Raw genomic sequence first — 26,364 nt, 5'->3', positions numbered from 1 at the left:
CGATGACCCAGCCGATCCGCATCAAGGACCACGAGAAAGACGCACGTCTGGTACGCGCGCGCGTGGTGTTTGGCGCTTTTTTGGTGGTGGGTTTGATTGCGGTGCTGATTGCGCGCCTGTATTACCTGCAGGTGATCCAGTACGACTATCACTCCACGTTGTCGGAAAACAACCGGGTGCATGTGCAGCCGATCCCGCCGACCCGCGGGTTGATTTTCGACCGCAATGGCGTAGTGGTAGCAGACAACCGGCCCAGTTTCAGCCTGAGCATGACCCGCGAGCGTTCCGGCGATTGGCAGCAGGTCCTCGACGTGATCGTCGAGGTGCTGCAACTGACGCCGGAAGACCGCGTGATCTTCGAAAAACGCATGAAACAGGGGCGTCGGCCATTTGAGCCGGTGCCGATCCTGTTCGAGCTCAATGAAGAACAGATCGCGCGCATTGCGGTGAACCAGTTCCGTTTGCCGGGTGTGGAAGTGGTGGCGCAGTTGGTGCGGCATTACCCGCAAGGGGCACACTTCGCGCACTCGGTCGGCTACATGGGGCGCATCAACGAGAAAGAGCTGAAAAGCCTCGATCCGGTGAATTACAGCGGCACCCACCATATCGGCAAAACCGGCATCGAGCGTTTCTACGAGCCGGAGTTGCACGGCCAGGTGGGTTACGAAGAAGTTGAGACCAACGCCCGTGGCCGCGTGCTGCGTGTGCTCAAGCGCACCGACCCGATCCCCGGCAAAGACATTGTGCTGAGCCTGGATATCAAGTTGCAGGAAGCCGCGGAGATGGCGCTCGGCGGTCGTCGTGGCGCCGTGGTGGCGCTTGACCCGGCCACTGGCGAAGTACTGGCGATGGTCAGCCAGCCGAGTTTCGACCCGAACCTGTTTGTGACCGGTATCAGCTTCAAGGCCTATGCCGAGTTGCGTGATTCCATCGATCGGCCGCTGTTCAACCGCGTACTGCGCGGGCTGTACCCGCCGGGTTCGACCATCAAGCCGGCGGTGGCGATTGCCGGTCTGGATTCGGGTGTGGTCACGGCCTCGAGCCGCGTGTACGACCCCGGCTACTACATGCTGCCCAACTACGATCACAAATACCGTAACTGGAACCGCACCGGTGACGGCTATGTCGACCTGGACACCGCGATCATGCGTTCCAACGACACCTATTTTTATGACCTGGCCCACAAGCTGGGGATTGATCGGCTGTCTGCCTATATGGGCAAGTTCGGCCTCGGTCAGAAAGTCTCCCTGGATATGTTCGAAGAATCACCTGGCCTGATGCCATCGCGGGAGTGGAAGCGTGCGACCCGTCGCCAGGCGTGGTTCCCGGGTGAAACCCTGATCCTCGGCATCGGCCAGGGCTATATGCAGGCCACGCCATTGCAACTGGCCCAGGCCACCGCGCTGGTGGCCAACAAAGGCGTGTGGAACCGCCCGCACTTGGCCAAGACCATCGAAGGTCAGAAACCTGTGGATGAAAACCCGATTCCCGACATCGTGCTGCGCGACCCGTCCGACTGGGCCAAGGTCAACCACGGCATGCAGCAAGTGATGCACGGCGCCCGTGGTACGGCGCGCAAGGCCGCAGCCGGTGCGCAGTACCGTATTGCCGGCAAAAGCGGCACGGCCCAGGTGGTTGCGATCAAGCAGGGCGAGAAGTACGACCGCTCCAAGGTTCAGGAACGTCACCGCGACCACGCCTTGTTTGTCGGGTTTGCGCCGGCCGACGCGCCGAAAATCGTGGTGGCGGTGATGGTCGAGAACGGCGAGTCCGGCTCCGGCGTTGCGGCGCCTGTGGTGCGTCAGATCATGGACGCCTGGCTGTTGGCCGACGACGGCAGGCTCAAACCCGAATATGGCGGCCCCCCTTCAAGTACCGAGGTTACGGCCCGTGAAGAGTAATTTTGACCGCATCCTCTCCAGTGAGGATGTGATGCGTCGCCGTGCGACGTTGCTGCAGCGCATGCACATTGATGGCCCGTTGTTGATCCTGCTGCTGACCTTGGCGGCCGGCAGCCTGTTCGTGCTGTATTCGGCCAGCGGCAAGAACTGGGACTTGCTGATCAAGCAGGCGTCGTCGTTCGGCCTGGGTCTGTTGTCGATGGTGGTGATCGCCCAATTGGAGCCGCGGTTCATGGCGCGCTGGGTGCCCTTGGGGTATGTCGTCGGCGTATTGCTGCTGGTGGTGGTGGATGTCATGGGCCACAACGCGATGGGCGCGACGCGCTGGATCAACATACCTGGGGTGATTCGCTTCCAGCCCTCGGAATTCCTCAAGATCCTGATGCCGGCGACCATCGCCTGGTACCTGTCCAAGCGCACCTTGCCGCCGCAACTCAAGCACGTGGGGGTGAGCCTTATCCTGATCGGCGTGCCGTTTATCTTGATCGTGCGCCAGCCCGACCTCGGCACCTCGCTGCTGATCCTCGCGGGCGGCGCGTTCGTGCTGTTTATGGGGGGGCTGCGTTGGCGCTGGATCCTCAGCGTGCTGGCCGCCGCTATCCCAGTCGCCGTGGCGATGTGGTTCTTCTTTATGCACGACTACCAGAAGCAGCGGATCCTGACCTTCCTTGACCCGGAAAGCGACCCGCTGGGCACTGGCTGGAACATTATCCAGTCCAAGGCGGCCATCGGTTCCGGTGGCGTATTTGGTAAGGGCTGGTTGCTGGGCACGCAGTCGCATCTGGACTTTTTGCCCGAGAGCCACACCGACTTCATTATTGCGGTATTGGGCGAAGAGTTCGGCCTGGTGGGCATTTGCGCCCTGTTGCTGATCTATGTGTTGTTGATTGGTCGCGGCCTGGTGATTACCGCCCAGGCGCAGACGCTGTTCGGCAAGTTGCTCGCCGGCAGCCTGACCATGACTTTTTTTGTTTACGTTTTCGTCAACATCGGTATGGTCAGTGGCCTGTTGCCGGTGGTTGGGGTGCCGTTGCCGTTCATTAGCTACGGCGGAACTTCGCTGGTGACATTGATGTCAGCGTTTGGGGTTTTGATGTCGATTCACACGCATCGCAAGTGGATCGCGCAGGTTTGAATAAGGTGAAGATGTCAATGCAAGTAATGCGCGGCTGGGCGACTCGGCACGCGTCCTGGATGGGCCTGATTGGGCTCCTGGGCGCGACGCAAGAGGTGCAGGCCGGTGACTACGATGGTTCACCCCAGGTCGCCGAATTTGTCGGTGAAATGACCCGCGACTACGGTTTTGCCGGTGAACAGCTGATGGGCGTGTTCCGTGAAGCCCAGCGCAAGCAGGCGATCCTTGATGCGATCTCGCGTCCCGCCGAGCGCGTCAAACAGTGGAAAGACTACCGCCCGATGTTCCTCACCGACGCCCGCGTGGCGCGTGGCGTGGACTTCTGGCGCCAGCACGAAGCGGTACTGGCGCGCGCCGAGCAGGAATACGGCGTGCCCGCCCAGGTTATCGTCGCCATCATCGGTATCGAAACCTTCTACGGGCGCAACACCGGCAGTTACCGGGTGATCGACGCCTTGTCGACCCTGGGCTTCGATTACCCGCCGCGTGCCGAGTTTTTCCGCAAGGAGCTGCGTGAATTCCTGCTGCTGGCCCGGGAAGAACAGGTCGACCCGTTGACGCTCAAGGGCTCCTACGCCGGTGCGATGGGCCTGCCGCAGTTTATGCCGAGCAGTTTCCGTGCCTATGCGGTGGACTTCGACGGTGACGGTCACATCAATATCTGGAGCAACCCGGACGATGCCATCGGCAGCGTGGCCAGCTACTTCAAGCGCCATGGCTGGGTGGCTGGCGAACCGGTGGTGATCCGCGCCGATGTCACCGGCGAGCGCGCCGACGAAGGTTTGACCCAAGGTATTGAGCCGGTCAAGACCGTCGGGGAGTTGCGAGCGCTGGGCTGGTCGAGTCAGAATGCGCCACGCGATGATATGCCGGTGACGGCGTTCCGCCTCGAAGGCGCAAACGGCCCGGAATACTGGATGGGCCTGAAGAATTTTTACGCAATCACGCGTTATAACCGCAGTGTGATGTACGCCATGGCCGTGCATCAGCTGTCAGACATGCTGGTCCAAGCACGGGGCAACAAGTAATGCGGGTATCGCCGTTCCAAAAACCGCTCAAGCTGGTGGCGTTCGCCGCGTTGTCCTTGCTGGTTGTCAGTTGTTCCTCCACCACCAGCCGTGCTCCGGCGCCGAAGGGCGGGGCTATCGTGCGCGCCCAGCCGGGCCTGGACATCAACCGCGCGCACAAAGACGGCGCGCCGTGGTGGGATGTCGATGTATCGAAGATCCCGGATGCCACGCCGACCCTGCACACCGGGCCTTACAAGGCCAACCCGTATACCGTGCTGGGCAAGAATTACTTCCCGCTGCAGGAATCCAAGACCTACTCGCAAACGGGCACGGCGTCCTGGTATGGCACCAAATTCCATGGCCAGAACACCGCCAACGGCGAAGTGTATGACCTGTACGGCATGAGCGCGGCCCACAAGACTTTGCCGCTGCCCAGCTATGTACGCGTGACCAACCTGGACAACCACCGCACGGTGATCCTGCGGGTCAACGACCGTGGGCCGTTCTATTCGGACCGGATCATCGACTTGTCCTACGCCGCCGCGAAGAAACTCGGTTATGCCGAAACCGGCACCGCGCGTGTGAAAGTTGAAGGTATCGACCCGGCGCAGTACTGGGCTCAGCGTGGCAAACCGGCACCCTTGATGCTCAACGAGCCACAAACCCCGCAACCGCAAGTGACCGCCTCGACGGGCAAGATCGAGCAGTGGACACCGCCACCGGCGCAGCACGCACCGGACACAGTGGTGGTGCCGCATGCAGCGCCAGGGGCATCTACAGTGGGTGGCCAGTACCTGCAGGTCGGCGCTTTCGCCAACCCGGATGCGGCAGAACTGTTAAGGTCCAAGCTCAGCGGCATGGTCAGCGCGCCCGTATTTATCAGCTCCATCGTGCGTAACCAGCAAACCCTGCACCGTGTTCGCATGGGGCCGATTGGTTCGCCAAGCGAAGTGGCGCAAGTACAGAACAGTGTGCGCCTGGCCAACCTGGGGCAACCCAGCGTCGTCACTGCTGAATAAGTAAAGGATTGATGGTTCAGGTTCGCCTGAACCGAGGTTGTTGGCTCGTTGAACAATAAAAACCCAGGGGCAAGGGGTGAGCGGGCAACCGAACACGCGACAGTCTGGCAGCGGGCTGTCTGAATAGTTTTGCCCGCGAGGGCAAGTTTCCATAAGCAATTTCGAGAGACGGATGAACATCACCACCTTAGCCAAACGCACGTGCCTGCTTCTTTCGCTGATCATCACCCCGGCCGCCTGGGCGGTTGAAATGGTGCCAGCTTCCCCGCAATTGGCCGCCAAGGCCTGGGTCCTCATGGATGCCGCCAGCGGCAACGTGCTGGTCGAGAACAACGGTGACCAGCGCCTGCCCCCGGCCAGCCTGACCAAGCTGATGACGGCCTACATCGCGACCCTGGAAATCCGTCGCGGCCAGATCGGCGAGAATGACCCGGTTACCGTCAGCGAAAACGCCTGGCGCACCGGCGGTTCGCGGATGTTCATCAAGGTTGGTTCGCAAGTTACCGTGAGCGACCTGCTGCACGGCATCATCATCCAGTCCGGTAACGACGCCAGCGTGGCCCTGTCCGAGCACATCGCCGGCAGCGAAGACGCGTTCGCCGACTTGATGAACAAGACCGCCGGCGACCTGGGCATGACCAACAGCCACTTCATGAACCCGACCGGCCTGCCGAACCCGGAGCACTACTCGTCGGCTCATGACATGGCCCTGCTGGCTCGCGCGATCATCCGTGTCGACCCGGTGCACTACGCGATCTACTCCCAGAAGGAATTCTTCTGGAACAACATCAAGCAGCCTAACCGCAACCTGCTGCTGTGGCGTGACAAGACCGTCGACGGTCTGAAAACCGGCCACACCGAAGAAGCCGGCTACTGCATGGTGTCCTCGGCTGTACGTGACGGCCAGCGCCTGATCGCCGTGGTATTTGGCACCAACAGCGAGCAGGCCCGTGCGGCGGAGACGCAAAAACTGCTGACGTACGGCTTCCGCTTCTTCGAAACCCAGACCTTCTACCAGAAGGGCGCTGAGCTGGCTCAAGCCCCGGTATGGAAAGGCGCGACCCATCAAGTCAAGGCCGGCCTGGCCGATGACCTGACCCTGACCATGCCTAAGGGCCAGCTGAAAAAGCTTGCTGCCAGCATGACCATGAACCCGCAATTGGTAGCTCCAATCGCCAAGGGTGACGTGATCGGTAAAGTCGAAGTGAAGCTGGACGACAAGGTGGTGCACAGCGCCGACCTGATCGCACTGGACGCCGTTGACGAAGGTGGTATCTTCCGCCGCGTGTGGGATAGCATCCGTCTATTCTTCTACGGCTTGTTCAACTGATTGTGCGCACCTGCAAAGCCCCGCGTTGATCCAGCGCGGGGCTTTGCCCGTCGCCACGGCTTAGCGCTTACGAGGCTGTTCTGCCATGACCGATAAAGAAGTAGAAGTAAAGGCGCCAAAGATCGAATTCCCCAACGTGGACTATCCCGTCAAGGTGATCAGCGATACCGGTGTGGGCAACAAAGACAAGATTCTCGAGATCGTGCGTAAACACGCGACGATCAACGACAACCGGGTGGACGAGCGTTTGAGCTCCAACGGTAAGTACACCACGATCCAGTTGCACATCGTTGCGACCGGTCAAGACCAGCTCTACGACATCAACAGTGAACTGCGGGCCACCGGCTTCGTACACATGGTGTTGTGATGTCACAGGTTCTGGGCTTTCGCGAGCTCGGCCAGATGGCCTACGAGCCGGTCTGGCATGCCATGCAGCGCTTCACCAACGAGCGCGGCACCTCGGCCTCGGATGAAATCTGGCTGGTGGAACACCCGCCGGTCTTCACCCAGGGCCAGGCCGGCAAGGCTGAGCACTTGCTGCTGCCGGGTGATATTCCGGTGGTGCAGGTCGACCGAGGTGGCCAAGTGACTTACCATGGCCCTGGTCAGCTGGTGGCCTATTTGCTGCTGGACGTGCGCAAGCTGGGTTTTGGCGTACGTGACCTGGTAAGCCGCATGGAGGCTTGCCTGATCGAGCTGTTGGCCAGTTGCGGCGTCACCGCCGCGGCCAAGCCCGATGCACCCGGTGTATACGTGGACGGCGCGAAAATCGCCTCCCTCGGTTTGCGCATTCGCCATGGTTGCTCCTTTCATGGCCTGGCCCTGAATGTGGACATGGACCTGGCGCCGTTTCGGCGCATCAACCCGTGCGGTTACGCCGGGCTGGCGATGACGCAACTGAGCGACCACGCCACACCGATTAAATTTGCCGAGGTAAGTGCCCGGCTGCGTGCGCAGCTCGTCAAACACCTCGACTATGCTGAGCAGACGACCCTTACGGGCGGAATCGACTGATTATGACTACTGATGCAGTGCAAACCATGATCCCGACGCTGGACATCACCGAGCGTCCGGCCCCGGCCCCGCGTGCCAAGGTCGAAGCCGGCGTCAAGCTGCGCGGCGCCGAGAAGGTTGCACGCATCCCGGTGAAAATCATCCCGACCACCGAACTGCCGAAGAAGCCCGACTGGATCCGCGTGCGCATCCCGGTTTCGCCGGAAGTCGACCGTATCAAGGCCCTGCTGCGCAAACACAAGCTGCACAGTGTTTGCGAAGAAGCCTCCTGCCCGAACCTGGGCGAGTGCTTCTCCGGCGGCACCGCCACCTTCATGATCATGGGTGACATCTGCACCCGTCGTTGCCCGTTCTGCGACGTTGGCCACGGTCGGCCGAAGCCGCTGGACGTCAACGAGCCGGAAAGCCTGGCGATTGCCATTGCCGACCTGAAACTCAAATACGTGGTGATCACTTCCGTAGACCGCGACGACCTGCGTGACGGCGGTGCCCAGCACTTTGCCGACTGCATCCGCGAGATCCGCAAGCTGTCGCCGAACGTGATGCTCGAAACCCTGGTGCCGGACTACCGCGGCCGCATGGACGTCGCGCTGGAAATTACCGCGGCCGAGCCTCCGGATGTGTTCAACCACAACCTGGAAACCGTGCCACGCCTGTACAAGGCCGCGCGTCCGGGTTCGGACTACCAGTGGTCGCTGACCCTGCTGCAAAAATTCAAGCAGATGATGCCGCACATCCCGACCAAATCCGGCCTGATGCTGGGCTTGGGCGAGACCGACGAGGAAGTCATCGAAGTCATGAAGCGCATGCGCGAACACGACATCGACATGCTGACCCTGGGCCAGTACCTGCAACCGTCGCGCAGCCACTTGCCGGTGCAGCGTTTCGTGCACCCGGACACCTTCGCCTGGTTCGCCGAGGAAGGTTACAAGATGGGCTTCAAGAACGTGGCTTCGGGCCCGCTGGTACGTTCCTCGTACCACGCCGATGAGCAAGCCAAGCTGGTCAAGGCGAGCCTGGTTTCGTAAGCGCTTTCCCTCTGTAGGAGCAGCCGAACTGCTCCTACAGAGTTTCCCTCCTTTTCTCCCTTCTGTTTGCAACCATCACTGGCTAGAGTGCCTGGGTATCCAACCACGGAGAACCATGGATGACGACTCAACTCTCGGCTGCCGTGCCTGCCCTGCGCCCCGAAGGCGTCATTGGCCTGATCGCTCCCGCCGGCCCTGCCGCACTGGATGTTGTAAAAGCCGGCCAGTGGATGCGCGCCCGTGGCCATGAGCTGCGCATATTTCCCGGTGTGTATGAGCGCGATGGCTACCTGGCCGGCAGCGACGAGGTGCGCCTGCGCGATTTGCATGGGGCGTTTGCCGATCCCGAAATCGATGCCATCTTCTGCCTGCGGGGCGGTTATGGCACCCCGCGATTACTGGACACGCTCGATTTCGACCTGATTGGTGCCAACCCCAAGCCATTTGTGGGGTACAGCGACATCACCGCATTGCACCTGGCCATCAACCGCTACGCGGGTTTTGTGACCTTTCATGGGCCAATGCTCAACGCTGACCTGCTCGGTGACAAACAGCAGCCCACCGAGTCATCGTTGTTCAGCATGCTGCGCGGGCAACTGAGCGAGTGCAGCGTGCTGGCACACCCGGTTGCTTACCCGCTGACCACGATTGAGCCGGGTATCGCCTGCGGGCGTTTGCTCGGTGGCAACCTGTCGATGATTGCAGCGGTGATGGGCACGGCGTTTGAGATCGACGCGGAAGGCATCATTCTGTTTATCGAAGACGTCAACGAGCCGCTCTACCGAATAGACCGGCTGCTGACCCATTTGCGCCTGGCGGGCAAGCTGTGCCAGGTCGCCGGTGTGCTGGTCGGGGATGTATCGGGTGTGGACAAGGCGGCGTTGGAGCGGCTGCTCAAACAGACCTTCGAGCCGCTGTGTATTCCGGTGTTATCCGGCTGGCGCAGTGGGCACTGCGACCCGAACCTGACGCTGCCGCTGGGCGCGCTGGTGCGGTTGGATGCGGGGGAGCAGCAGTTGGTGTTGGAGCAGGATGTAGTGTTCAAGCCCTGAGAGTCGATCGTTCCCACGCTCTGCGTGGGAATGCATCCTGTGACGCTCCGCGTCACCCCCTCAAGAGCAGACGCAGAGCGTCCAAGGCGGCATTCCCACGCAGCGCGTGGGAACGATCGTGTCCTCAGCGGCTCTGCAACGACTCCAGCAGCTTCACCGTCGGATACCCATCCGCGGGCCAACCCAACGACTGCTGCGCCGCCCGAATCGCCTTGCGCGTGTTGGCGCCGATAATCCCGTCCGGGTTGCCCGCGTCATAACCCTTGGCGCTGAGCACCGTTTGTAAATCGATGCGCTGAGAGCGACTCAGCGGCAGCTCATCCTTGGGCCAATCGCCACGAATCACACCACCGCCAGCAAACCGCTCAGAGAGCAGGCCCACGGCCAGCGCGTAGGACGATGAGTTGTTGTACTTGAGGATCGCGCGGAAGTTATCCAGCACCAGGAATGCCGGGCCACGATAGCCGGCCGGCAGCAGCAGGGCGGCAGACAGTTGTTCGACGTTGGGTGGCATGCTCGCGCCAGGTGGCAGCTGAATGCCGAGTCTCATCCACTCGCCAACGCTCTTGCGGATGCCGCCGTCGGCCAGGGCGTAATCGAAGTTCGCCGGCAGTTGTTTCACCTCAAAGCCCCACGGCTGGCCACGCTGCCAGCCGGAGCTTTGCAGGTAGTGCGCAGTGGAGGCCAGGGCGTCGCCCGGGCTGTTCCAAATATCGCGGCGACCGTCGCCATCGAAATCCACGGCATGGGTGTTGTAGGTGGTCGGGATGAACTGGGTCTGGCCCATGGCCCCGGCCCACGAACCTTTCATCTGGTCGGCAGAGATATCGCCGTGCTGGATGATCTGCAGCGCCGCCAGCAGTTGCGCCTGGGCGAACGCCGGGCGGCGGCCTTCATAGGCCAGGGTCGCGAGCGATCGGATCACCGAATTATTGCCCTGGAACTGGCCAAAGTTGCTTTCCATGCCCCACACCGAAACCAGTGCCTGGCGGTCAACGCCATAACGCTCTTCGATGCGTTGCAGGATATCGGCGTACTTGATCAGCAAGGCTTGGCCATTACGCACGCGTACCGGCGACAGGGCACCGTCGAGGTATTCCCATACCGGGCGGGAAAATTCCGGTTGGCTGCGATCGGCGCGAATCACTGCCATGTCGGGCGTCACGCCGGCAAAGGCGTTATCGAAGACGGCGGGGGTGATCCCCGCGCTCAGGGCTTGCGCACGAAAGCCAGCCTGCCATTCGGCAAAGGTCTGGGTCGGCTGGATATCAAGATTGTCCACGGCCAAAGGGGGGACCACGGCAGGCGCGACGGCCGGCACGGTCTGGAGCTTTGGCAGGGGTTGCGCGTCCGCGGCGGTGGGTTTCTCGGCGCAGGCGACAAGCAGAATGAGGCTGGAGGCAGCGATCAGTTGGCGAAGGTGCCAACGACGGGAAAGGCTAGAGGGCATGCACAGGTCCAGGGATTACAAATCAAGTACCGACCTTATCATGCCGGAGGGGCACTTGCCTTCAGGCAGCCAGAAAGTAAGAAGCCTCCCAGCTATTAGACTGGAAGGCTTCGCGGCGGTAGCTGCCTTTGCCCTTGCCGGCGCGTTCCTGACGGCTGCGGAACAGTGGCTGGGCGATGATGGATTTGGCCTTGTTGGGGCCATGCTTGGATGGCTTTTTGCTCATGTTCATTGCTCTCTTGAGGTGGGGTGAAGCGGTGCAAATCATCTGCCGAAGTGGCGCGGCTGTAAAGCCCGGCGAGTTTCAAGAAGTGTAAACGGGATCTAAATGTGGGAGCGGGCTTGCTCGCGAATGGGTTGTGTCAGTCACTGAGTTTGTTGACTGATACACCGCATTCGCGAGCAAGCCCGCTCCCACATTGGGACTGTGGTGCTTACGAGAGAGGGGGTTATTCGGCAGGCAGTGTCAGACGTTGGCCAGACATCAACAGTGACAAACGGCTCAGGCTCATCCACGGCGAGCCCGCCGCCTGGCCTTTGATCTGCGCGTCGATGCGCTGCGCTTCCAGCAACAGCTGCGCCCAGCGTTGCGCCGAATGGCGTTGCAGGGCTTTGCTCATCAGGGGTTTGCGCTTGTCCCACACCGGCGGCCTGGCCTGGCTGAAGCACTTGTCCAGCGGCGTGCCTTGGCTGTATTGCAGGGCAATATTGGCCAACACTCGCAGCTCTCGAGCCAGCGCCCACAGAATCACCGGGGGTTCCACGCCTTCGCCGCGCAAGCCTTCGAGCATGCGCAGGGCGTGGGCGGGTTCGCCATTGAGAATCGCGTCCACCAACCCGAACACATCAAAGCGCGCGCTATCAGCGACTGCGCCCTGGACGGTTTCGACGGTGATCTGCCCGTCTTCGGCCATCAGCTTGAGCTTTTCGATCTCCTGGGCGGCGGCAAGCAGGTTGCCCTCGACCCTGGCGGCGATCAGCTCGACGGCATCTTGCGTTGCCGACAGCCCTGATTGCGACAGGCGCTGACGTATCCACTGCGGCAGCTGGTTGCTGTCCACTGGCCAGATCTGAATGAACTGGGTTTGCGGGCCTTCTACCAGCGCCTTGCCCCACTTGGTTTTCTGCGCGCTGCCATCGAGCTTGGGCAAGCTGATTAGCAGCACCGTGTCCTCAGCGGGGCGTGAGCAGTATTCCATCAACGCCGCCGCGCCCTTGTCGCCGGGCTTGCCCGAAGGCAGGCGCAGTTCCAGCAGGCGTTTCTCGGCGAACAACGACATGCTCGCACCGGCTTGCAGCAGCGTGCCCCAGTCGAAACTGGCGTCGGCGCTGAACACCTGGCGTTCATCGAAGCCTTGCCGGCGTGCGGCGCTGCGAATCGCGTCGGCCGCCTCCTGGCACAGCAACGGGTCATCACCGCTGACGATATACACAGGCGCAAGGCCACCTTGCAGGTGCTTGGCGAGTTGGGCGGGGGCAAGTTTCATAGGCGGGGCGAACGGGGCGCCAGGGGCGCCCCGTCTGGCTTACTCGACAGGGACTTCGGCAGGCGATTGTTTCGGCGTGTTGTCTTCGTATTCCTGCGCAGCTTTCAGGGCGTCGGCGTCAGCCTTGGCCTTGTTGTCGGCGGTCAGCTGCAAGGCGGCGAGTTTTTCCGGCGTCAGCTGTTGCAGGCGAATCATCAGGCGCTGGATCAGCTCGCGACGCATTTCCTTGCGAACCTGGATGATCTCCGAGTCCGAGCCCACCAGGTTGTTACCATCGTGGCTGACAACTTTCTGCACTTCAATCTTGTCACCCATCAATGGCAGGTGGTCGCGACCTTGCAGTTCATAGACGACCAGGGTGTTCAGCTCAATGTCCGACGCACGGCCGGCACTGGCGTAGCTGAGGTTACGCTGGGTTTCTTTCTCGTCCACCAGGTTCAGTTTGTAAGTGGCGCCGGAGCCCACGCGTACACCGCTGCTTTCCAGGGTCTGGCGCAGTTGGGTCAAGGTATCGCCGTAGGCGTTGCGCGCGCTGACGTCGAGTTCCTTGATGCTCAGTTCATTGGTGGCGGTGCCACGCAGCTGGAAGCCGCAAGCGCTCAGCAGCACAGCGAGGCCCATCACCAGCAAATTGCGTTTGATCATTTTGTTGCTCCCCTTGAAACCATGTTGGCCTTATCGAGGCCTTAAAGGTTTAGTTCGGCGCAGGGCTCAAGCCCTGCGCCCGATCCGATTAGCTGGCGACGATGTTGACCAGTTTGCCCGGCACTACGATCACTTTGCGGATCGTCAGGCCTTCGGTAAAGCGCAGCACGTTTTCGTTGATACGCGCTGCGGCTTCCACGTCTTCACGGCTGGCGCTGGCAGGCATGTCGATCTGGCCGCGCAGTTTACCGTTAACCTGGATAACCAGTTGCAATGTGTCCTGCACCAGCGCGCTTTCATCCTGCACCGGCCAGAGCGCATCGATGACCGCATCGCTATGGCCCAGGCGGCTCCACAGCTCATGGCTGATGTGCGGCGTGATTGGCGCCAGCAGCAACACCACAGCTTCCAGGCCTTCCTGTACCAGCGCGCGGTCCTGTTCGGTGGCTTGCGGGGCTTTTTCCAGCACGTTCATCAGCGTCATCACCTGGGCGATGGCGGTGTTGAACTTGTGGTTCTGGCCCACGTCCTGGCTGGCCTGGCGGATGGCCAGGTGGGTGCTGCGACGGATGGCTTTTTGCTCATCGCTCAGCGACGCCACGTCCAGTTTGCCCGGCAAACCCTGGCTGACATGGGCGTGCGCCAGGCGCCAGACGCGCTTGAGGAAGCGGTGCGAACCTTCAACCCCGGAGTCGGACCATTCGGCGCTCATGTCGGGCGGCGAGGCGAACATCATGAACAGGCGGCAGGTATCGGCGCCGAACTGATCGATCATCGACTGTGGGTCAACGCCGTTGTTCTTGGACTTGGCCATCTTCTCGGTGCCACCGATTTCAACCGGCAGGCCGTCGGATTTCAGCTTGGCGCTGATTACCTTGGCTTTGCTGTCACGCTCAAGTTCGACGTCCGCCGGGTTGAACCAGGTGTAGGCGCCATTGGCTTCGCGGCGATAGTAAGTCTCGGCGATTACCATGCCTTGGGTCAGCAGGTTCTTGAACGGCTCGTCGGAACTCACCAGGCCTTCGTCGCGCATCAGCTTGTGGAAGAAGCGCGCGTAGAGCAGGTGAAGAATCGCGTGTTCGATGCCGCCGATGTATTGATCCACCGGCAACCAGTGGTCGGCTGCGGATTTTTCTACCAGGCCGCCTTCATAGTGTGGCGAGGCGTAGCGGGCGTAATACCACGAGGACTCGACGAAGGTGTCCATGGTGTCGGTTTCACGCTTGGCAGGTGCGCCGCATTTAGGGCACGTGCACGCGTAGAACTCGGGCATGCGCGCCAATGGCGAACCGGCGCCATCGGGCACCACATCTTCAGGCAAGACCACCGGCAACTGGTCTTGCGGCACCGGCACGTCACCGCAGGTTTCGCAGTGGATGATCGGGATCGGGCAGCCCCAGTAGCGCTGGCGGCTGATGCCCCAGTCGCGCAGGCGGAACTGGGTGCGCGAGGCACCGAGGTTCTTCTTGATCAAGGCAACTTCGATGGCGTCGAACGCACCCTGGAAGTCCAGGCCGTCGAATTCACCGGAGTTGATCAGCGTGCCGTGCTCGCCGTAGGCGTCTTGCCACGGGGCCGGGTTGGTCTCGCCGGAACTGGTACGCACCACGGATTTGATCGGCAGGCTGTACTTGGTGGCGAACTCGAAATCACGCTCGTCATGAGCCGGCACAGCCATGACTGCGCCATCGCCGTAGTGCATCAGCACGTAGTTGGCGACCCACACCGGCAGTTTTTCGCCCGTCAGTGGGTGCTCGACGAACAGGCCGGTCGGCAGGCCTTTTTTCTCTTGGGTGGCAACGTCGGCTTCGGCCACGCTGCCGCCTTTGCATTCGGCGATGAACGCTTGCAGCTCAGGATTGTTCTGTGCGGCCTGGGTGGCCAGCGGGTGCTCGGCGGCCACGGCGACGTAAGTCGCGCCCATCAGGGTATCAGGGCGGGTGGTGAAGACTTTGAGTGCGCCGGCTTCGCCGATCGAATCGACGTTGTACGGGAACTGCACTTCCATGCCTTTGGATTTGCCGATCCAGTTACGCTGCATGGTCTTGACCTGTTCAGGCCAGCCCGGCATGTCATCGAGGCTCGACAAGAGTTCATCGGCGTAGGCCGTGATCTTGAAGTAGTACATGGGGATCTGGCGCTTTTCGATCACCGCGCCGGAACGCCAGCCGCGACCGTCGATGACTTGCTCGTTGGCCAGTACGGTCTGGTCGATCGGGTCCCAGTTCACGGTACCGTTTTTACGGTAGATCACGCCTTTTTCGAACAGGCGCGTGAACAGCCACTGTTCCCAGCGGTAGTAGTCCGGCTTGCAGGTGGTCACTTCGCGGGACCAGTCCACCGCCAGGCCCAGGCTGCGCAGCTGGGTTTTCATGTAGGCGATGTTTTCGTAGGTCCACTTGGCGGGCGCCACGTTGTTTTTCATCGCGGCGTTTTCCGCCGGCATGCCGAAGGCGTCCCAACCCATAGGTTGCAGGACATTTTTGCCGAGCATGCGCTGGTAGCGGGAAATTACGTCGCCGATGGTGTAGTTACGCACGTGCCCCATGTGTAGCTTGCCGCTGGGGTAAGGGAACATCGATAGGCAGTAGTAAGTCTCCTTGCCTGGCTGTTCACTGACTTCAAAGGACTTTTGCTCGTCCCAGAAGGTTTGGGCGGCATTTTCTATTTCACGGGGCTGATATTGTTCGTGCATGGCTACTTTTGAACTGAATAGGGGTGGCCTAATCCTCTTCGGTACAACATTCAGGTTGATCGACACCAAAAAGCGGCGCGTCCGTGCCCAAACCCTGCGGGAAGTGGAGTTACAGGAAGCGCCGTAGCATACATGACCCCACTCTATCGAGGGAAACCCTGATTGCGCGGCGAGGGCCGTCTGTCGCGGCGCGAGGCAGGCGCAGCCACGGGGACTACGCTGTTTATTGGGGAGTGAGTCTTATCTTCAATGAGGTGAGGGGATGGTTGAATCGCAGCGAACTTTAATGAAACCGCAATTGTATGAAGGACTGATCGACCGTTTGGGTCGGGCATTGGATGCCGCAAGAACCGCAGGCCGATTGCTTGATGAGCGGCCTCTGGAGCTGGAGTTGCGAGGCTTGAGCCAGGCTGAACTTGAATTGATCAAGGGCTACCTGGAATTGAATCACCACCGTGCCTCCGAGGAACGGGCTGCCCCGCCCGCCCAAGAGCCTTTGCGTTCGGCCAAGGTGATCTGGCTGAAAGATGTGTCTGCGGCTCGCGGTCCCGACAAACGTCGGGCCGCAAGGTAAACGTGGAGCACCACGTTAACCTTTGAGTCATCTCGAAACAGGTTGGTAAAGATTGTCGCTGAACCCCGTTGCATCTAGGCTTCGGGCATCTTTGGAGATGCCCGATGCCTTTTCGTTATTTCATTAAACAATTGCTCTTGCCGCCCGGACTTTTTTTGCTGCTGCTGGCGCTTGCCTGGTGGTTGCGTAAAAGTCGCCCGCGCCTGGCCGGCTGCTGCTTTGCCGTAGGGTTCGGCGGGCTGTGGTTGATCAGCCTGCCGGTGATGGTGCAATGGGGCGCGCATGCCTTGGAGACCGAGCCACCGTTGGCCCGTGAAGAATGGGCGACGCTGGCCCAGCGCGCCGATGCAATTGTGGTGTTGGGTTCTGGGCGTGAGCGCGGCGACCCTGCGTGGGGCACCGATCAACCCACCGGTACAGGGCTTGAGCGCCAGCGTTATGCCGCGCGTCTGGCCAAGGCCTCTGGCTTGCCGGTGCTGACCAGCGGCGGCTTGCACTACGGCACGCCTCCCAGCGAGGCCGAGCTGATGGCGGTGTCGATGCAGGATGACTTCGGCGTCACCGTGCGCTGGAAAGAAGAGCGCAGCCGCACCACTTGGGAAAACGCGCAGATGAGCGCCGACATCCTGTTGCCGCAAGGCATCAAGCGCGTGGTGGTAGTGACCCAGGCCTGGCATATGCCGCGTGCGGTGTGGAGCTTCGAGAAGGCCGGCTTTGCCGTAGTGCCGGGGCCGGTGGGCTTTTTGGGCGTGGACAATGCGCGGCCACTGGGCGGCTGGATGCCGGAGTTCGTGTCGGTGTGGCGCAGCGGGCAGTTGATCAATGAGGCGGTGGGGCAGGTGGGGTATCGGGTGTTTTACCGATAACGCCGCAATTCCAAATGTGGAAAGCGGTTCATGTGGGAGCGGGCTTGCTCGCGAAAGCGGTGTGTCAGTCAGCTTATTCGTTAACTGATACACCGTATTCGCGAGCAAGCCCGCTCCCACACAAGCCAGCTCCCACATTGGTCTTATGCCGTTCGTTAGACCGTTTTCGACATCCGCCCCGCCAGCAGCGCCCAGCCGAACAAGCCCAGGCACACAATGATCAACGGCCACGAGCGCCATTGCAGGTACGGCGTCAGGTTGTGCATCGGCACCACTTCGCCGTAGAGAATCCCGCGTTCAAACTGCGGGATCTGCGCGGTGATCTGCCCGAACGGGTTGATCAGGCCGGTCACGCCATTGTTGGTGGCGCGGATCATCCAGCGACCAGCCTCCAACGCACGCATCTGCGCCATTTGCAGGTGTTGCAGCGGGCCAATGGAGCGGCCGAACCAGGTGTCGTTGCTGATGGTCAGCAGTAAATCGCTCTGGGCCGACAGGCCTGCGGCGAATTCCGGGTACACCACTTCATAGCAAATGAACGGCGCAATCTGATAACCCTTGGCCTGCAGCATCGCCTGATCGGACGGGCCGCGGGCGAAGTCCGACATCGGCAGGTCAAAGAAAGCGATCAGCCCGCGCAGCATGTCTTGCAACGGCACGTACTCACCAAAAGGCACCAGTTTTTGCTTGAGGTAAGTGCCTTCGCCTTCGCCCACCACGGTGATGCCGTTGAAGTAGCGCTTCTGGTGGTGCACTTCCTGGCGGATCGGTACGCCGGTGATCAGCGCGGTGTGCCGGTCGGCGGCAAACTTGCCCATCATGCCCAGGTAACCTTCGACGGATTCCTTGAGCACCGGCACCGCGGTTTCCGGCCATACCAGCAGGTCTACCGGCTTGGAGCTGAAGCTCATGTCGCGGTACAGCGCCAACTGCGCGTCGATCTGCGCGGGGTCCCACTTCATGCTTTGTTCGACATTGCCCTGAATCGCCGCCACGGTCAGCGGTGCGCCGGAGGGCGAGGTCCAGGCATGATGCTTGAGCGCCAGGCCGATGGCCCAGGGTGCAACCAACAACACCAAGCCTGCGCCGATGAAGCCGTTGCGCTTGCTTGCCAGCAGGCGTGGCAAGTTGCACAGCACGGCAGCCGTCAGCGCCAGGGCAAAGGAGATCAGCCACATGCCGCCCAGTGGCGCCAGGCCGGTGAGCGGGCCATCGAGTTGGCTGTAACCGGAGTACAGCCAAGGGAAACCCGTCAGGAACCAACCACGAAACGCTTCCTGGCCAACCCACAGCGCCGCAAAGGTCAGCGCATCGGCCACCGGCGCCTCATTACGACGCAGCCAGCGTGCCCACAGCCAAGCGGGCAGGGCGAAGAACCAGGCAATGGCGGCGGTAAACAGCAGCATCAAAAAGCCAGCCAGCAACACCGAAGCACCGCCGAAATGGTGGATGCTGTAGTAGATCCAGCTGGTACCGGCGCCAAACAGGCCGAAACCGAAGCACCAACCACGGCCCAGGGCCTGGCGTGGCGTCAGCTCGCGCAGGCCGACGTAGAACAGCCCGACGGCCAGCAGCGCAAATGGCCACAGATCGAAGGGCGCCAGCGCCAGGGTAGTGACGGCGCCAGCCACCGCGGCCAGCAGGTTACCGGGCCAGCCGGGTGCAATCAGACGGCGCATATCAGTCCTTAGCGGGCAATAGGTGTCAGGCGGATCAAGTGAATGCGGCGACTGTCGGCATTCAAGATGCGAAAGCGATAAGCGCCAATCTCGGTGGTTTCGTTACGTTTTGGCAGGTGCCCGAACGCACTCATCACCAAACCGCCCACGGTATCGAACTCATCGTCGGAGAATTCGCTGTCGAAGAACTCGTTGAAGTTCTCGATCGGCGTCAGCGCCTTGATCAGGAAATCACCGCTGGGCAGCGGCTTGATGTAGCTGTCTTCTTCGACGTCGTGTTCGTCTTCGATGTCGCCGACGATTTGCTCAAGCACGTCTTCGATGGTCACAAGACCGGCCACGCCGCCGTATTCGTCGATCACAATGGCCATGTGATTGTGGTTGGCGCGGAACTCGCGCAGCAGCACATTCAGGCGCTTGGATTCAGGCACGAAGGTGGCCGGGCGCAGCAAGTCCTTGATGTTGAAGCTGTCGCCGTTCTCCTTGAGGATCAGTGGCAGCAGGTCCTTGGCCAGCAGGACGCCCATGACGTCGTCATGGCTTTCACCGATCACCGGGTAGCGCGAGTGCGCCGAGTCGATCACGGCCGGGAGGAATTCCCGTGGGGTCTGGGTCGCCTTGATGCTGATCATCTGCGAGCGCGGGACCATGATGTCCCGTACCTGCAGGTCAGCCACCTGGATGGCGCCTTCGACGATGGCCAGCGCTTCGCTGTCCAGCAACTTGTTCTGATGGGCCTCGCGCAGCAGCTCCAGCAGCTCCTGGCGGTTTTTCGGCTCGTGGGCAAAAGCCTGGGTCAGTTTACCCAGCCATGACTTCTGCCCGTTGCTCGATCGGTCTTCGCTCATAGCGATTACTCTAAATCCTTTGTTGTGTCAGTTATGTGTAGTTTCAGTTTTCGTCGTCTGCATACGGATCAGGGTGACCCAGTTCAGCAAGCAACGTTTGTTCCAGTGTTTCCATTTCGCAGGCTTCGTCATCGTCTATATGGTCGTAACCCAAGAGATGCAAGCAGCCGTGGATGACTAGATGGGCCCAGTGGGCTTCAAGTTCCTTGCCTTGTTCCTTCGCCTCACGCTCGACCACTTCGACGCAGATCACCAGGTCGCCCAGTAACGGGATATCCAGTAACTCATCCGGCACGTCGGCGGGAAAGGACAGCACGTTGGTCGCGTAGTCCTTTTGGCGCCAGGTGTGATTCAGTTCACGGCCTTCGGGCTCGTCCACCAGGCGGATGGTCAGCTCCGAGTCGGCGGTGCGCTGGCGCAGGGCCAGGGCGCACCACTGACGGAACTGCGCTTCGCTGGGGGCGGGCGCTTCGGTGGCCAGCTGCAGGTCTAGCTCAAGCATCGCGGCGCACGTCCTTGGCGGGTGCGTCATCACGGTGCTCGAAGCGCTCGTAGGCTTCGACAATGCGCTGCACCAACGGGTGGCGAACCACGTCTTTAGGCATGAAATGCGTGAAGCTGATGCCTGGCACGTCCTTGAGCACATCGATCACCTGGGCCAGGCCGGACTTGGTGCCCTTGGGCAGGTCGACCTGGGTGACGTCGCCGGTGATCACGGCGGTGGAGCCGAAACCGATACGGGTCAGGAACATTTTCATCTGTTCGACGGTGGTGTTCTGGCTTTCATCGAGGATGATGAAGCTGTTGTTCAAGGTGCGACCACGCATGTAGGCCAGCGGGGCGATTTCGATCACTTGGCGCTCGATCAACTTGGCCACGTATTCAAAGCCGAGCATCTCGTACAGCGCGTCGTAGAGCGGGCGCAGGTACGGGTCGATCTTCTGGGCCAGATCGCCGGGCAGGAAGCCAAGCTTCTCGCCAGCCTCGACTGCCGGGCGTACCAGCAGGATGCGGCGCACTTGCTCGCGCTCCAGGGCGTCGACCGCACAGGCCACGGCCAGGTAGGTCTTGCCGGTACCGGCGGGGCCGATGCCGAAGTTGATGTCGTTACCGAGGATTTCCTTGACGTAGCGCTGCTGATTCAAGCCGCGTGGGCGAATCATGCCTTTTTTGGTGCGCAGGGCCACGCTGGCTTCGGCCACCGGGTTGTTGGCCAAGTCTTCCACGGCAGATTCCTGCAGGTACAGGTGCACGGTCTCCGGCGACAGCTCACTCCCCTTGGTTTCGCGGTAGAGGCGGCGCAGCAGGTTTTCTGCAGACGTGGTGTGCTGGGGTTCACCAATAAGCTCGAACTGATTGCCGCGGTTGCGGATCTCGATGCTCAGGCGTTGTTCGATCAGGCGCAGGTGCTCGTCGAACTGTCCGCACAGGTTGGCGAAACGGCGAGCCTCAAACGGCTCGAGGATAAAACGATGGGGTTCTGCTATGGGTGCGTTCAAGGTTGCTTTTAGCCGCCCTTTGGCTGTTTAGGTGAAGGAGAGGATAACGCCAGTGCTCGGCGTGCGAAAGCACTTATATAGTGCTGGCTCAATCTCAAGAACCATGAAAATCCACTGTGGGAGCTGGCTTGCCTGCGATGGCGGTGTGTCAGTGCCAGATGTGTCGGCTGACCCACCGCTATCGCAGACAAGCCAGCTCCCACATTTTGATCTTCATCCGGTCAGAGGTCAGTTGATTAGCGACCCCCGCAGCGAGTGCGGTTGCGCCGCATCGATGTGCACATCGGCAAACTGGCCGATCAGGGTGGGCGTGTCGCAGCGGAAGTTGACGATCCGGTTGTTCTCGGTACGCCCTTGCAACTCGCCCGGGTCTTTTTTCGAGTAGTCGGTGACCAGGATGCGCTGGATCGAACCGACCATTTGTCGGCTGATCTCGAAACCTTGCTGGTTCAGGCGATGCTGCAGTGCGTTCAAACGCTCTTTTTTCAGCGCTTCCGGGGTGTCATCTGCCAGATCGGCAGCCGGGGTGCCCGGACGCTGGCTGTAGACGAACGAATAGGAGAAGTCGAAGCCGACGTCTTCGATCAGCTTCATGGTCTGCTCGAAATCTTTCTCGGTCTCGCCGGGGAACCCGACGATAAAGTCCGAGCTGATGCAGATACCCGGCACCGCCGCGCGCAATTTACGCAGCTTGGATTTGTATTCCAGGGCCGTGTGGTTGCGTTTCATGGCCGCCAGAATGCGGTCAGAACCCGACTGCACCGGCAAATGCAGGTGCTTGACCAGCTCCGGTACTTCGGCGTGCGCCTGGATCAGGCTGTCGGAGAACTCCAGCGGGTGCGAGGTGGTGTAGCGAATACGCTCGATGCCGTCCACCGCAGCCACCACGCGGATCAACTCCGCGAGGTCGGCCAGGCGCCCGTCGTGAGTCTGGCCGCGATAGCCGTTGACGTTCTGGCCCAGCAAGGTCACTTCGCGCACGCCGTTTTCGGCCAGGTGGATAATTTCGGCCAGCACGTCGTCAAACGGCCGGCTGACTTCTTCGCCACGGGTGTAGGGCACCACGCAGAAGGTGCAGTACTTGCTGCAGCCTTCCATCACCGACACATAGGCACTCGGCCCGTCGATGCGCGGTTCGGGCAAATGGTCGAATTTTTCGATTTCCGGGAATGACACGTCCACCTGCGGCAGCTTGGTGATGCGTGCGGCGTCGATCATTTCCGGCAGGCGGTGCAGGGTCTGCGGGCCGAAAACCACGTCGACATAGGGCGCGCGGTCGCGGATCGCGGCGCCTTCCTGGCTGGCCACGCAGCCGCCGACGGCGATCACCATGTCCGGGTTGGCCAGTTTCAATTCACGCCAGCGGCCCAGCTGGGAGTACACACGGTCCTGGGCACGCTCGCGGATCGAGCAGGTATTGAGCAGGATGACGTCGGCATCTTCGGCGCGGGCAGTGACTTCCAGGGCCTGGTGTTCGCCCAGCAGGTCGACCATGCGCGAGCTGTCGTACTCGTTCATCTGGCAACCGTGGGTTTCGATGTAAAGCTTCTTGGCCATGGGAATCATCAACTGGAGGTAAAGAACCGCGCATTATAGGGGGCATGCCCATTGGTTCCTAGCGCTGTGCATCGGGTGCCATGCTATAGTTCGCGCCCTCTTTTATATCCCCCATGTGTTATTCGCCCACCATGACCAAACGTGAAGCTCCAATCTACAAGGTGATTTTCCTCAACCAGGGCCAGGTGTTCGAAATGTACGCCAAGCAGATCTATCAAAGTGATCTGTGGGGCTTCCTGGAGGTGGAAGAGTTCGTCTTTGGCGAGCGCACCCAATTGGTCGTCGACCCGGGCGAAGAAAAACTCAAGGCGCAGTTTGAAGGCGTGGTGCGCAGCTTTGTGCCGATGCATTCGATTGTGCGCATCGATGAAGTCGAGCGCCTCGGCACGCCGAAGATCAGCGAGGCGCGCGGCACCAGTAATGTGATGCCGTTTCCGATGCCGATGCCGGAAAAGTGACACCGCGCTGGTGACAGGGTGTTGTAAGACACTTCTGAAACTTTTCAGTCGCCGTTGACGGTTTGACAGAAAAATAGCAGTTTGTGCCCATGCAGAGAGGACGCCATGAGCACATCCATAAAAAAATCCCTCGAACACCAGTTGTCATCCAAGTCCCAGGCTTATCGGGCGCTGGCGGCCTATATCCTGGCGAACCTCAAAGACCTGCCGTTCGAGAATTCGGCGCAGGTGGCGTACAAGCTCCAGATCAGCGAGTCCACGGTCGGCCGATTCTGCCGGGCGTTGGGCTACAAGCATTTCAAAGACCTTAAACACGAACTCAAAGACGACCTGGGTGACAGCCCATGGCTGATCGGCGACCGGCTGCGGGCGTTCCAGGCAGAAGGCGACGCAAACCCGCTGGCCAACAGCCTGCAACTGGAGATCGCGGCGTTGGTGCGGGTCTACGAGTACACCCGCACCGAGCCTTGGCGCGTGGTGACCTCAAGGCTGGCGCAAAGCCCGCAGGTTTTTGTCGCCGGTTTCGGCACCGAGCGGGGCATCGCCTGCTCCATGGTCCACATGCTGCAATACCTGCGCACAGGCGTGCATCTGGTGGACGGTGCATCAGGGCATTTCGGCGAGGTGTTGCTGGCGCCGTCTGCCGATTCAATGCTGATTGTCTATGAGGCGCGGCGCCATTCCCGCCAGTCTTTACTGCTGTGCCAGGCGGCACGCAAACGCGGCATTGCGGTCACGCTGATAACCGACAACTTTTGTGAGTGGGCCGAGCAAAACGCCAACGAAGTGTTTCGGGTGTCGACCGAATTTGATTTGTTATGGGACTCGACGGCCACCATGTTATCGCTGACTCACTTGTTGATTAACGCTATGTCCAAACAACTGGGACCGGAAATGGAAGAGCACTTGAATGCGATCGCCCAGTTGCATCAGGCGTTTGTGGGTTACACCCAGAGTTGACCGCTTAAGCGTTATTTAACTAACGCTTTTTATTTAACTGTCATTAGCGAACTTATTGGTTCGGGAGTAGCCCTGTGCGCGATCCTCGGTATGACATTCTTTTTGAGCCGGTACACATTGGGCCGGTTCGCACGCGTAATCGCTTTTACCAAGTGCCGCACTGTAATGGCATGGGCCATGTGCATCCCTCGGCCATGGCCGCCATGCGCGGGGTCAAAGCCGAGGGGGGTTGGGGGGTGGTGTGTACGGAGGAGTGCGAGATCAGCCCGCTGAGCGAGTTTTCGCCTTATATAGAAGCGCGCTTATGGGATGAGCGCGACATCCCCGCGCTGGCGAAAATGTGTGAGGCCGTCCATCTGCATGGCTCATTGGCCGGCGTCGAACTGGCGTTCAATGGCTATTCGGCGCCCAATCGCTATAGCCGCGAAATCCCCTGGGCGCCTTCCAATACACCGGTGCGTGGTTACGATCCGGTGCAAGCCCGGGCCATGAGCCGCGCCGATATCAAGCAACTGCGCCAGATGCATCGCGCTGCTGCGTTACGGGCACGCCAGGCGGGTTTCGATATTATTTACGTGTATGCCGGCCACGACCTTGGCCTGCCGTTTCACTTTTTGACCCCACGCAATAACCGGCGCACCGATGAGTACGGTGGGGTGTTGGAGAATCGTGTACGGCTGTTGCGTGAGTTGATTGAAGATACCCGCGATGCGGTGGGTGATCGTTGCGCTGTCGCCGTGCGGCTGGCCGTGGATGAACAGGTCGCTGGCGGGCTGGCCTGCGAGGGCGAAGGCCGCGAGATTTTTTCGCTGTTGGCGCAGCTGCCGGACCTGTGGGATGTCAACGTTGCCGACTGGTCCAACGACAGCGTGACCTCACGGTTTGCCCCTGAAGGTTTTCAAGAGGCGTTCCTGCTCGGGCTCAAAGCGCTGACCACCAAGCCGGTGGTGGGCGTGGGTCGGTTTACCTCACCGGACACCATGGTCTCATTGGTGCGTCGAGGCGTCTTGGACCTGATCGGCGCGGCCCGTCCCTCGATTGCCGACCCCTTCTTGCCAAAGAAGATAGAGCAAGGGCGTCTGGAGGAGATTCGCGAATGCATCGGCTGCAACGTCTGTGTCAGTGGTGACCACACCAGCACCCCGCTGCGCTGCACGCAAAACCCCACCCTGGGTGAAGAATGGCGGCGCGGCTGGCACCCCGAGTCGACGCCCCGTGCGCCTAACCCCGCACGCGCGCTGGTGGTCGGGGCAGGGCCTGCCGGCCTTGAATGCGCGCGGATACTGGGCGCGCGGGGCATGGAGGTGGCGCTGGTCGAAGGCACGCGCACGCTGGGCGGGCGTGTGTTCCTTGAAGCCAGGCTGCCAGGGTTGGCGAGTTGGTCACGGGTGCTCGACTACCGGCTGGACGCGCTCAGCCGATTGCCTTCAGTAGAGATCTATCGAGAAAGTCAGCTACAAGCCCAGGACGTGTTGGACTTCGCCGCCGCCCACGTGTTTATCGCCACCGGTTCGCGCTGGCGCACCGATGGTCTGGGGCGTGTATTGCGCCAGGCCTTGCCGGGGTTGGAACACCTGCCGGTACTGACCCCGGATGATCTGCTGGCCGGAACAGTCCCTGCTTCACCGGTGCTGCTGTTCGATGATGACCACTACTACATGGGCAGTGTGTTGGCAGAGCAGTTGGTAGCGCAGGGCGTGGAGGTGATCTTTGTCACCCCTGCGCCGGATGTGGCGACCTGGACCCATAACACGCTTGAACAACAGCGCATCCAGCGTCGCCTGCTGGAACTCAATGTCACGATCATCGCCTCTCACTCGTTGGCGGCGGTGACGCCTGAAGGTGCGGTTGCCAGTTGTATGTACACCGGCCGGCCAAGGTTCATTACCGTGGCGTCCTTGTTGCTGGTGACAGCCCGTGAGCCTGAGCAAGGCCTGTACCAGGCACTCAACGAGGCAACGGAGCAACGCTTTGAGGCGGGTATTGAGTCGGTCGCATTGGTGGGGGACTGCCTGGCGCCTGGAACCATTGCGGCTGCCGTGTTTTCAGGGCATCGGCTGGCGCGTGAGTTTGATGCGCCCGCCGGCTCGTTGGTCATGCGTCGCGAAATTCCTCATTTAGAGGTGTTGTAACGTCCTGCTGTGCAAACAATAACAA

Annotated in this window: 24 protein-coding genes; 14 read left to right on the top strand and 10 right to left on the bottom strand. The window is 60.9% G+C overall.

Going from position 1 to position 26,364, the window contains the following annotated elements:
• Nucleotides 1-2: 2 nt before the first annotated feature.
• The 9 genes from mrdA (at nt 3) to BFP92_RS01170 (ending at nt 9,489) form a co-directional block, all read left to right on the top strand.
• Entirely contained in the window at nt 3-1,901 is a 1,899-nt protein-coding gene (mrdA, locus tag BFP92_RS01210) for a penicillin-binding protein 2 (RefSeq protein WP_065911240.1), read from the top strand.
• A gap of 31 nt (nt 1,902-1,932) precedes the next feature.
• Complete coding sequence (rodA, locus tag BFP92_RS01205; RefSeq protein ID WP_065911239.1) at nt 1,933-3,036, top strand: rod shape-determining protein RodA; 1,104 nt, start codon at nt 1,933-1,935, stop codon at nt 3,034-3,036.
• 17 nt (nt 3,037-3,053) lie between these two features.
• Nucleotides 3,054-4,064 (top strand): lytic murein transglycosylase B, encoded by a 1,011-nt coding sequence (mltB, locus tag BFP92_RS01200; protein WP_017136051.1) that lies wholly within the window; start codon nt 3,054-3,056, stop codon nt 4,062-4,064.
• Nucleotides 4,064-5,065 (top strand): septal ring lytic transglycosylase RlpA family protein, encoded by a 1,002-nt coding sequence (locus tag BFP92_RS01195; protein ID WP_065911238.1) that lies wholly within the window; start codon nt 4,064-4,066, stop codon nt 5,063-5,065. The genes mltB and BFP92_RS01195 overlap by 1 nt, the downstream gene beginning before the upstream one ends.
• A 172-nt stretch (nt 5,066-5,237) precedes the next feature.
• Nucleotides 5,238-6,395: a D-alanyl-D-alanine carboxypeptidase family protein gene (locus BFP92_RS01190; RefSeq protein WP_065911237.1), complete on the top strand. Its 1,158-nt coding sequence runs from the start codon at nt 5,238-5,240 to the stop codon at nt 6,393-6,395.
• Nucleotides 6,396-6,480: 85 nt separating this feature from the next.
• Complete coding sequence (locus tag BFP92_RS01185) at nt 6,481-6,762, top strand: DUF493 domain-containing protein (RefSeq protein WP_017136054.1); 282 nt, start codon at nt 6,481-6,483, stop codon at nt 6,760-6,762.
• Entirely contained in the window at nt 6,762-7,409 is a 648-nt protein-coding gene (lipB, locus tag BFP92_RS01180; protein ID WP_065911236.1) for a lipoyl(octanoyl) transferase LipB, read from the top strand. The genes BFP92_RS01185 and lipB overlap by 1 nt, the downstream gene beginning before the upstream one ends.
• 26 nt (nt 7,410-7,435) lie before the next feature.
• Nucleotides 7,436-8,437: a lipoyl synthase gene (gene lipA, locus BFP92_RS01175; RefSeq protein ID WP_057444888.1), complete on the top strand. Its 1,002-nt coding sequence runs from the start codon at nt 7,436-7,438 to the stop codon at nt 8,435-8,437.
• 119 nt (nt 8,438-8,556) lie between these two features.
• Nucleotides 8,557-9,489 carry a S66 peptidase family protein gene (locus BFP92_RS01170; protein WP_065911235.1) on the top strand — a complete coding sequence of 311 codons (933 nt, stop codon included), beginning with the start codon at nt 8,557-8,559 and terminating at the stop codon, nt 9,487-9,489.
• 124 nt (nt 9,490-9,613) lie between these two features.
• On the opposite strand, the gene BFP92_RS01165 is transcribed toward BFP92_RS01170, so the two are convergent.
• From BFP92_RS01165 to leuS, 5 genes are all read right to left on the bottom strand, one after another.
• Nucleotides 9,614-10,939: a lytic murein transglycosylase gene (locus BFP92_RS01165; RefSeq protein ID WP_065911234.1), complete on the bottom strand. Its 1,326-nt coding sequence runs from the start codon at nt 10,937-10,939 to the stop codon at nt 9,614-9,616.
• 61 nt (nt 10,940-11,000) lie between these two features.
• Nucleotides 11,001-11,165, bottom strand: a complete 165-nt coding sequence (gene arfA, locus BFP92_RS01160; RefSeq protein ID WP_003176285.1) for an alternative ribosome rescue factor ArfA — start codon at nt 11,163-11,165, stop codon at nt 11,001-11,003.
• A 223-nt stretch (nt 11,166-11,388) separates the two neighbouring features.
• Nucleotides 11,389-12,426 (bottom strand): DNA polymerase III subunit delta, encoded by a 1,038-nt coding sequence (gene holA / locus BFP92_RS01155; RefSeq protein WP_065911233.1) that lies wholly within the window; start codon nt 12,424-12,426, stop codon nt 11,389-11,391.
• A 39-nt stretch (nt 12,427-12,465) separates the two neighbouring features.
• Nucleotides 12,466-13,071, bottom strand: coding sequence for an LPS-assembly lipoprotein LptE (lptE, locus tag BFP92_RS01150; RefSeq protein WP_065911232.1), 606 nt, complete (start codon nt 13,069-13,071; stop codon nt 12,466-12,468).
• Nucleotides 13,072-13,159: 88 nt separating this feature from the next.
• Entirely contained in the window at nt 13,160-15,766 is a 2,607-nt protein-coding gene (gene leuS / locus BFP92_RS01145) for a leucine--tRNA ligase (RefSeq protein WP_065911231.1), read from the bottom strand.
• 262 nt (nt 15,767-16,028) lie between these two features.
• Here leuS and BFP92_RS01140 point away from each other — a divergent pair, with 262 nt between their 5' ends.
• Together BFP92_RS01140 and BFP92_RS01135 are read left to right on the top strand one after the other, a co-directional pair.
• Nucleotides 16,029-16,340, top strand: a complete 312-nt coding sequence (locus BFP92_RS01140; RefSeq protein ID WP_065911230.1) for a hypothetical protein — start codon at nt 16,029-16,031, stop codon at nt 16,338-16,340.
• Nucleotides 16,341-16,444: 104 nt separating this feature from the next.
• Complete coding sequence (locus BFP92_RS01135) at nt 16,445-17,206, top strand: YdcF family protein (RefSeq protein ID WP_065911229.1); 762 nt, start codon at nt 16,445-16,447, stop codon at nt 17,204-17,206.
• A gap of 155 nt (nt 17,207-17,361) precedes the next feature.
• Here the strand turns inward: BFP92_RS01135 and lnt are convergent, their stop codons facing one another.
• The 5 genes from lnt to miaB form a co-directional block, all read right to left on the bottom strand.
• Nucleotides 17,362-18,885, bottom strand: coding sequence for an apolipoprotein N-acyltransferase (lnt, locus tag BFP92_RS01130; protein WP_065911228.1), 1,524 nt, complete (start codon nt 18,883-18,885; stop codon nt 17,362-17,364).
• A gap of 8 nt (nt 18,886-18,893) precedes the next feature.
• Nucleotides 18,894-19,733, bottom strand: a complete 840-nt coding sequence (locus tag BFP92_RS01125; protein WP_010206772.1) for an HlyC/CorC family transporter — start codon at nt 19,731-19,733, stop codon at nt 18,894-18,896.
• Between the two features lie 43 nt (nt 19,734-19,776).
• A complete protein-coding gene (gene ybeY, locus BFP92_RS01120; RefSeq protein ID WP_056861975.1) occupies nt 19,777-20,235 on the bottom strand; it encodes an rRNA maturation RNase YbeY in 459 nt (152 codons plus the stop codon).
• Nucleotides 20,228-21,232: a PhoH family protein gene (locus BFP92_RS01115; protein WP_058420190.1), complete on the bottom strand. Its 1,005-nt coding sequence runs from the start codon at nt 21,230-21,232 to the stop codon at nt 20,228-20,230. Before BFP92_RS01115 ends, ybeY begins: the two co-directional genes overlap by 8 nt.
• A gap of 228 nt (nt 21,233-21,460) precedes the next feature.
• Nucleotides 21,461-22,789: a tRNA (N6-isopentenyl adenosine(37)-C2)-methylthiotransferase MiaB gene (miaB, locus tag BFP92_RS01110; RefSeq protein ID WP_065911227.1), complete on the bottom strand. Its 1,329-nt coding sequence runs from the start codon at nt 22,787-22,789 to the stop codon at nt 21,461-21,463.
• Between the two features lie 131 nt (nt 22,790-22,920).
• Here miaB and BFP92_RS01105 point away from each other — a divergent pair, with 131 nt between their 5' ends.
• The 3 genes from BFP92_RS01105 to BFP92_RS01095 all read left to right on the top strand — a co-directional run bounded on the left by BFP92_RS01105 (nt 22,921) and on the right by BFP92_RS01095 (nt 26,339).
• On the top strand, nt 22,921-23,247 hold the full coding sequence (locus tag BFP92_RS01105; protein WP_003194436.1) for a DUF1820 family protein: 327 nt from the start codon (nt 22,921-22,923) through the stop codon (nt 23,245-23,247).
• Nucleotides 23,248-23,352: 105 nt separating this feature from the next.
• A complete protein-coding gene (locus tag BFP92_RS01100; protein WP_065911226.1) occupies nt 23,353-24,207 on the top strand; it encodes a MurR/RpiR family transcriptional regulator in 855 nt (284 codons plus the stop codon).
• Between the two features lie 74 nt (nt 24,208-24,281).
• Nucleotides 24,282-26,339 carry an oxidoreductase gene (locus BFP92_RS01095; protein WP_065911225.1) on the top strand — a complete coding sequence of 686 codons (2,058 nt, stop codon included), beginning with the start codon at nt 24,282-24,284 and terminating at the stop codon, nt 26,337-26,339.
• The last annotated feature ends 25 nt before the right edge of the window (nt 26,340-26,364 follow it).

It is taken from the genome of Pseudomonas sp. 58 R 3 (assembly GCF_900006605.1).
Taxonomy (GTDB): Bacteria; Pseudomonadota; Gammaproteobacteria; order Pseudomonadales; family Pseudomonadaceae; genus Aquipseudomonas; species Aquipseudomonas salomonii.
This window is presented reverse-complemented; position numbering and strand designations above follow the sequence as displayed.

What these genes read in the sequence shown, in the direction of transcription:
- lipA (WP_057444888.1), top strand. Translation starts at nt 7,436, where the DNA reads ATGATCCCGACGCTGGACATCACCGAGCGTCCGGCCCCGGCCCCGCGT.
- lnt (WP_065911228.1), bottom strand. Translation starts at nt 18,885, where the DNA reads ATGCGCCGTCTGATTGCACCCGGCTGGCCCGGTAACCTGCTGGCCGCG.
- mrdA (WP_065911240.1), top strand. Translation starts at nt 3, where the DNA reads ATGACCCAGCCGATCCGCATCAAGGACCACGAGAAAGACGCACGTCTG.
- BFP92_RS01140 (WP_065911230.1), top strand. Translation starts at nt 16,029, where the DNA reads ATGGTTGAATCGCAGCGAACTTTAATGAAACCGCAATTGTATGAAGGA.
- BFP92_RS01100 (WP_065911226.1), top strand. Translation starts at nt 23,353, where the DNA reads ATGAGCACATCCATAAAAAAATCCCTCGAACACCAGTTGTCATCCAAG.
- lptE (WP_065911232.1), bottom strand. Translation starts at nt 13,071, where the DNA reads ATGATCAAACGCAATTTGCTGGTGATGGGCCTCGCTGTGCTGCTGAGC.
- ybeY (WP_056861975.1), bottom strand. Translation starts at nt 20,235, where the DNA reads ATGCTTGAGCTAGACCTGCAGCTGGCCACCGAAGCGCCCGCCCCCAGC.
- mltB (WP_017136051.1), top strand. Translation starts at nt 3,054, where the DNA reads ATGCAAGTAATGCGCGGCTGGGCGACTCGGCACGCGTCCTGGATGGGC.
- rodA (WP_065911239.1), top strand. Translation starts at nt 1,933, where the DNA reads ATGCGTCGCCGTGCGACGTTGCTGCAGCGCATGCACATTGATGGCCCG.
- BFP92_RS01135 (WP_065911229.1), top strand. Translation starts at nt 16,445, where the DNA reads ATGCCTTTTCGTTATTTCATTAAACAATTGCTCTTGCCGCCCGGACTT.
- BFP92_RS01190 (WP_065911237.1), top strand. Translation starts at nt 5,238, where the DNA reads ATGAACATCACCACCTTAGCCAAACGCACGTGCCTGCTTCTTTCGCTG.
- BFP92_RS01105 (WP_003194436.1), top strand. Translation starts at nt 22,921, where the DNA reads ATGACCAAACGTGAAGCTCCAATCTACAAGGTGATTTTCCTCAACCAG.
- arfA (WP_003176285.1), bottom strand. Translation starts at nt 11,165, where the DNA reads ATGAGCAAAAAGCCATCCAAGCATGGCCCCAACAAGGCCAAATCCATC.
- BFP92_RS01165 (WP_065911234.1), bottom strand. Translation starts at nt 10,939, where the DNA reads ATGCCCTCTAGCCTTTCCCGTCGTTGGCACCTTCGCCAACTGATCGCT.
- BFP92_RS01195 (WP_065911238.1), top strand. Translation starts at nt 4,064, where the DNA reads ATGCGGGTATCGCCGTTCCAAAAACCGCTCAAGCTGGTGGCGTTCGCC.
- holA (WP_065911233.1), bottom strand. Translation starts at nt 12,426, where the DNA reads ATGAAACTTGCCCCCGCCCAACTCGCCAAGCACCTGCAAGGTGGCCTT.
- lipB (WP_065911236.1), top strand. Translation starts at nt 6,762, where the DNA reads ATGTCACAGGTTCTGGGCTTTCGCGAGCTCGGCCAGATGGCCTACGAG.
- BFP92_RS01170 (WP_065911235.1), top strand. Translation starts at nt 8,557, where the DNA reads ATGACGACTCAACTCTCGGCTGCCGTGCCTGCCCTGCGCCCCGAAGGC.
- BFP92_RS01125 (WP_010206772.1), bottom strand. Translation starts at nt 19,733, where the DNA reads ATGAGCGAAGACCGATCGAGCAACGGGCAGAAGTCATGGCTGGGTAAA.
- leuS (WP_065911231.1), bottom strand. Translation starts at nt 15,766, where the DNA reads ATGCACGAACAATATCAGCCCCGTGAAATAGAAAATGCCGCCCAAACC.
- BFP92_RS01185 (WP_017136054.1), top strand. Translation starts at nt 6,481, where the DNA reads ATGACCGATAAAGAAGTAGAAGTAAAGGCGCCAAAGATCGAATTCCCC.
- miaB (WP_065911227.1), bottom strand. Translation starts at nt 22,789, where the DNA reads ATGGCCAAGAAGCTTTACATCGAAACCCACGGTTGCCAGATGAACGAG.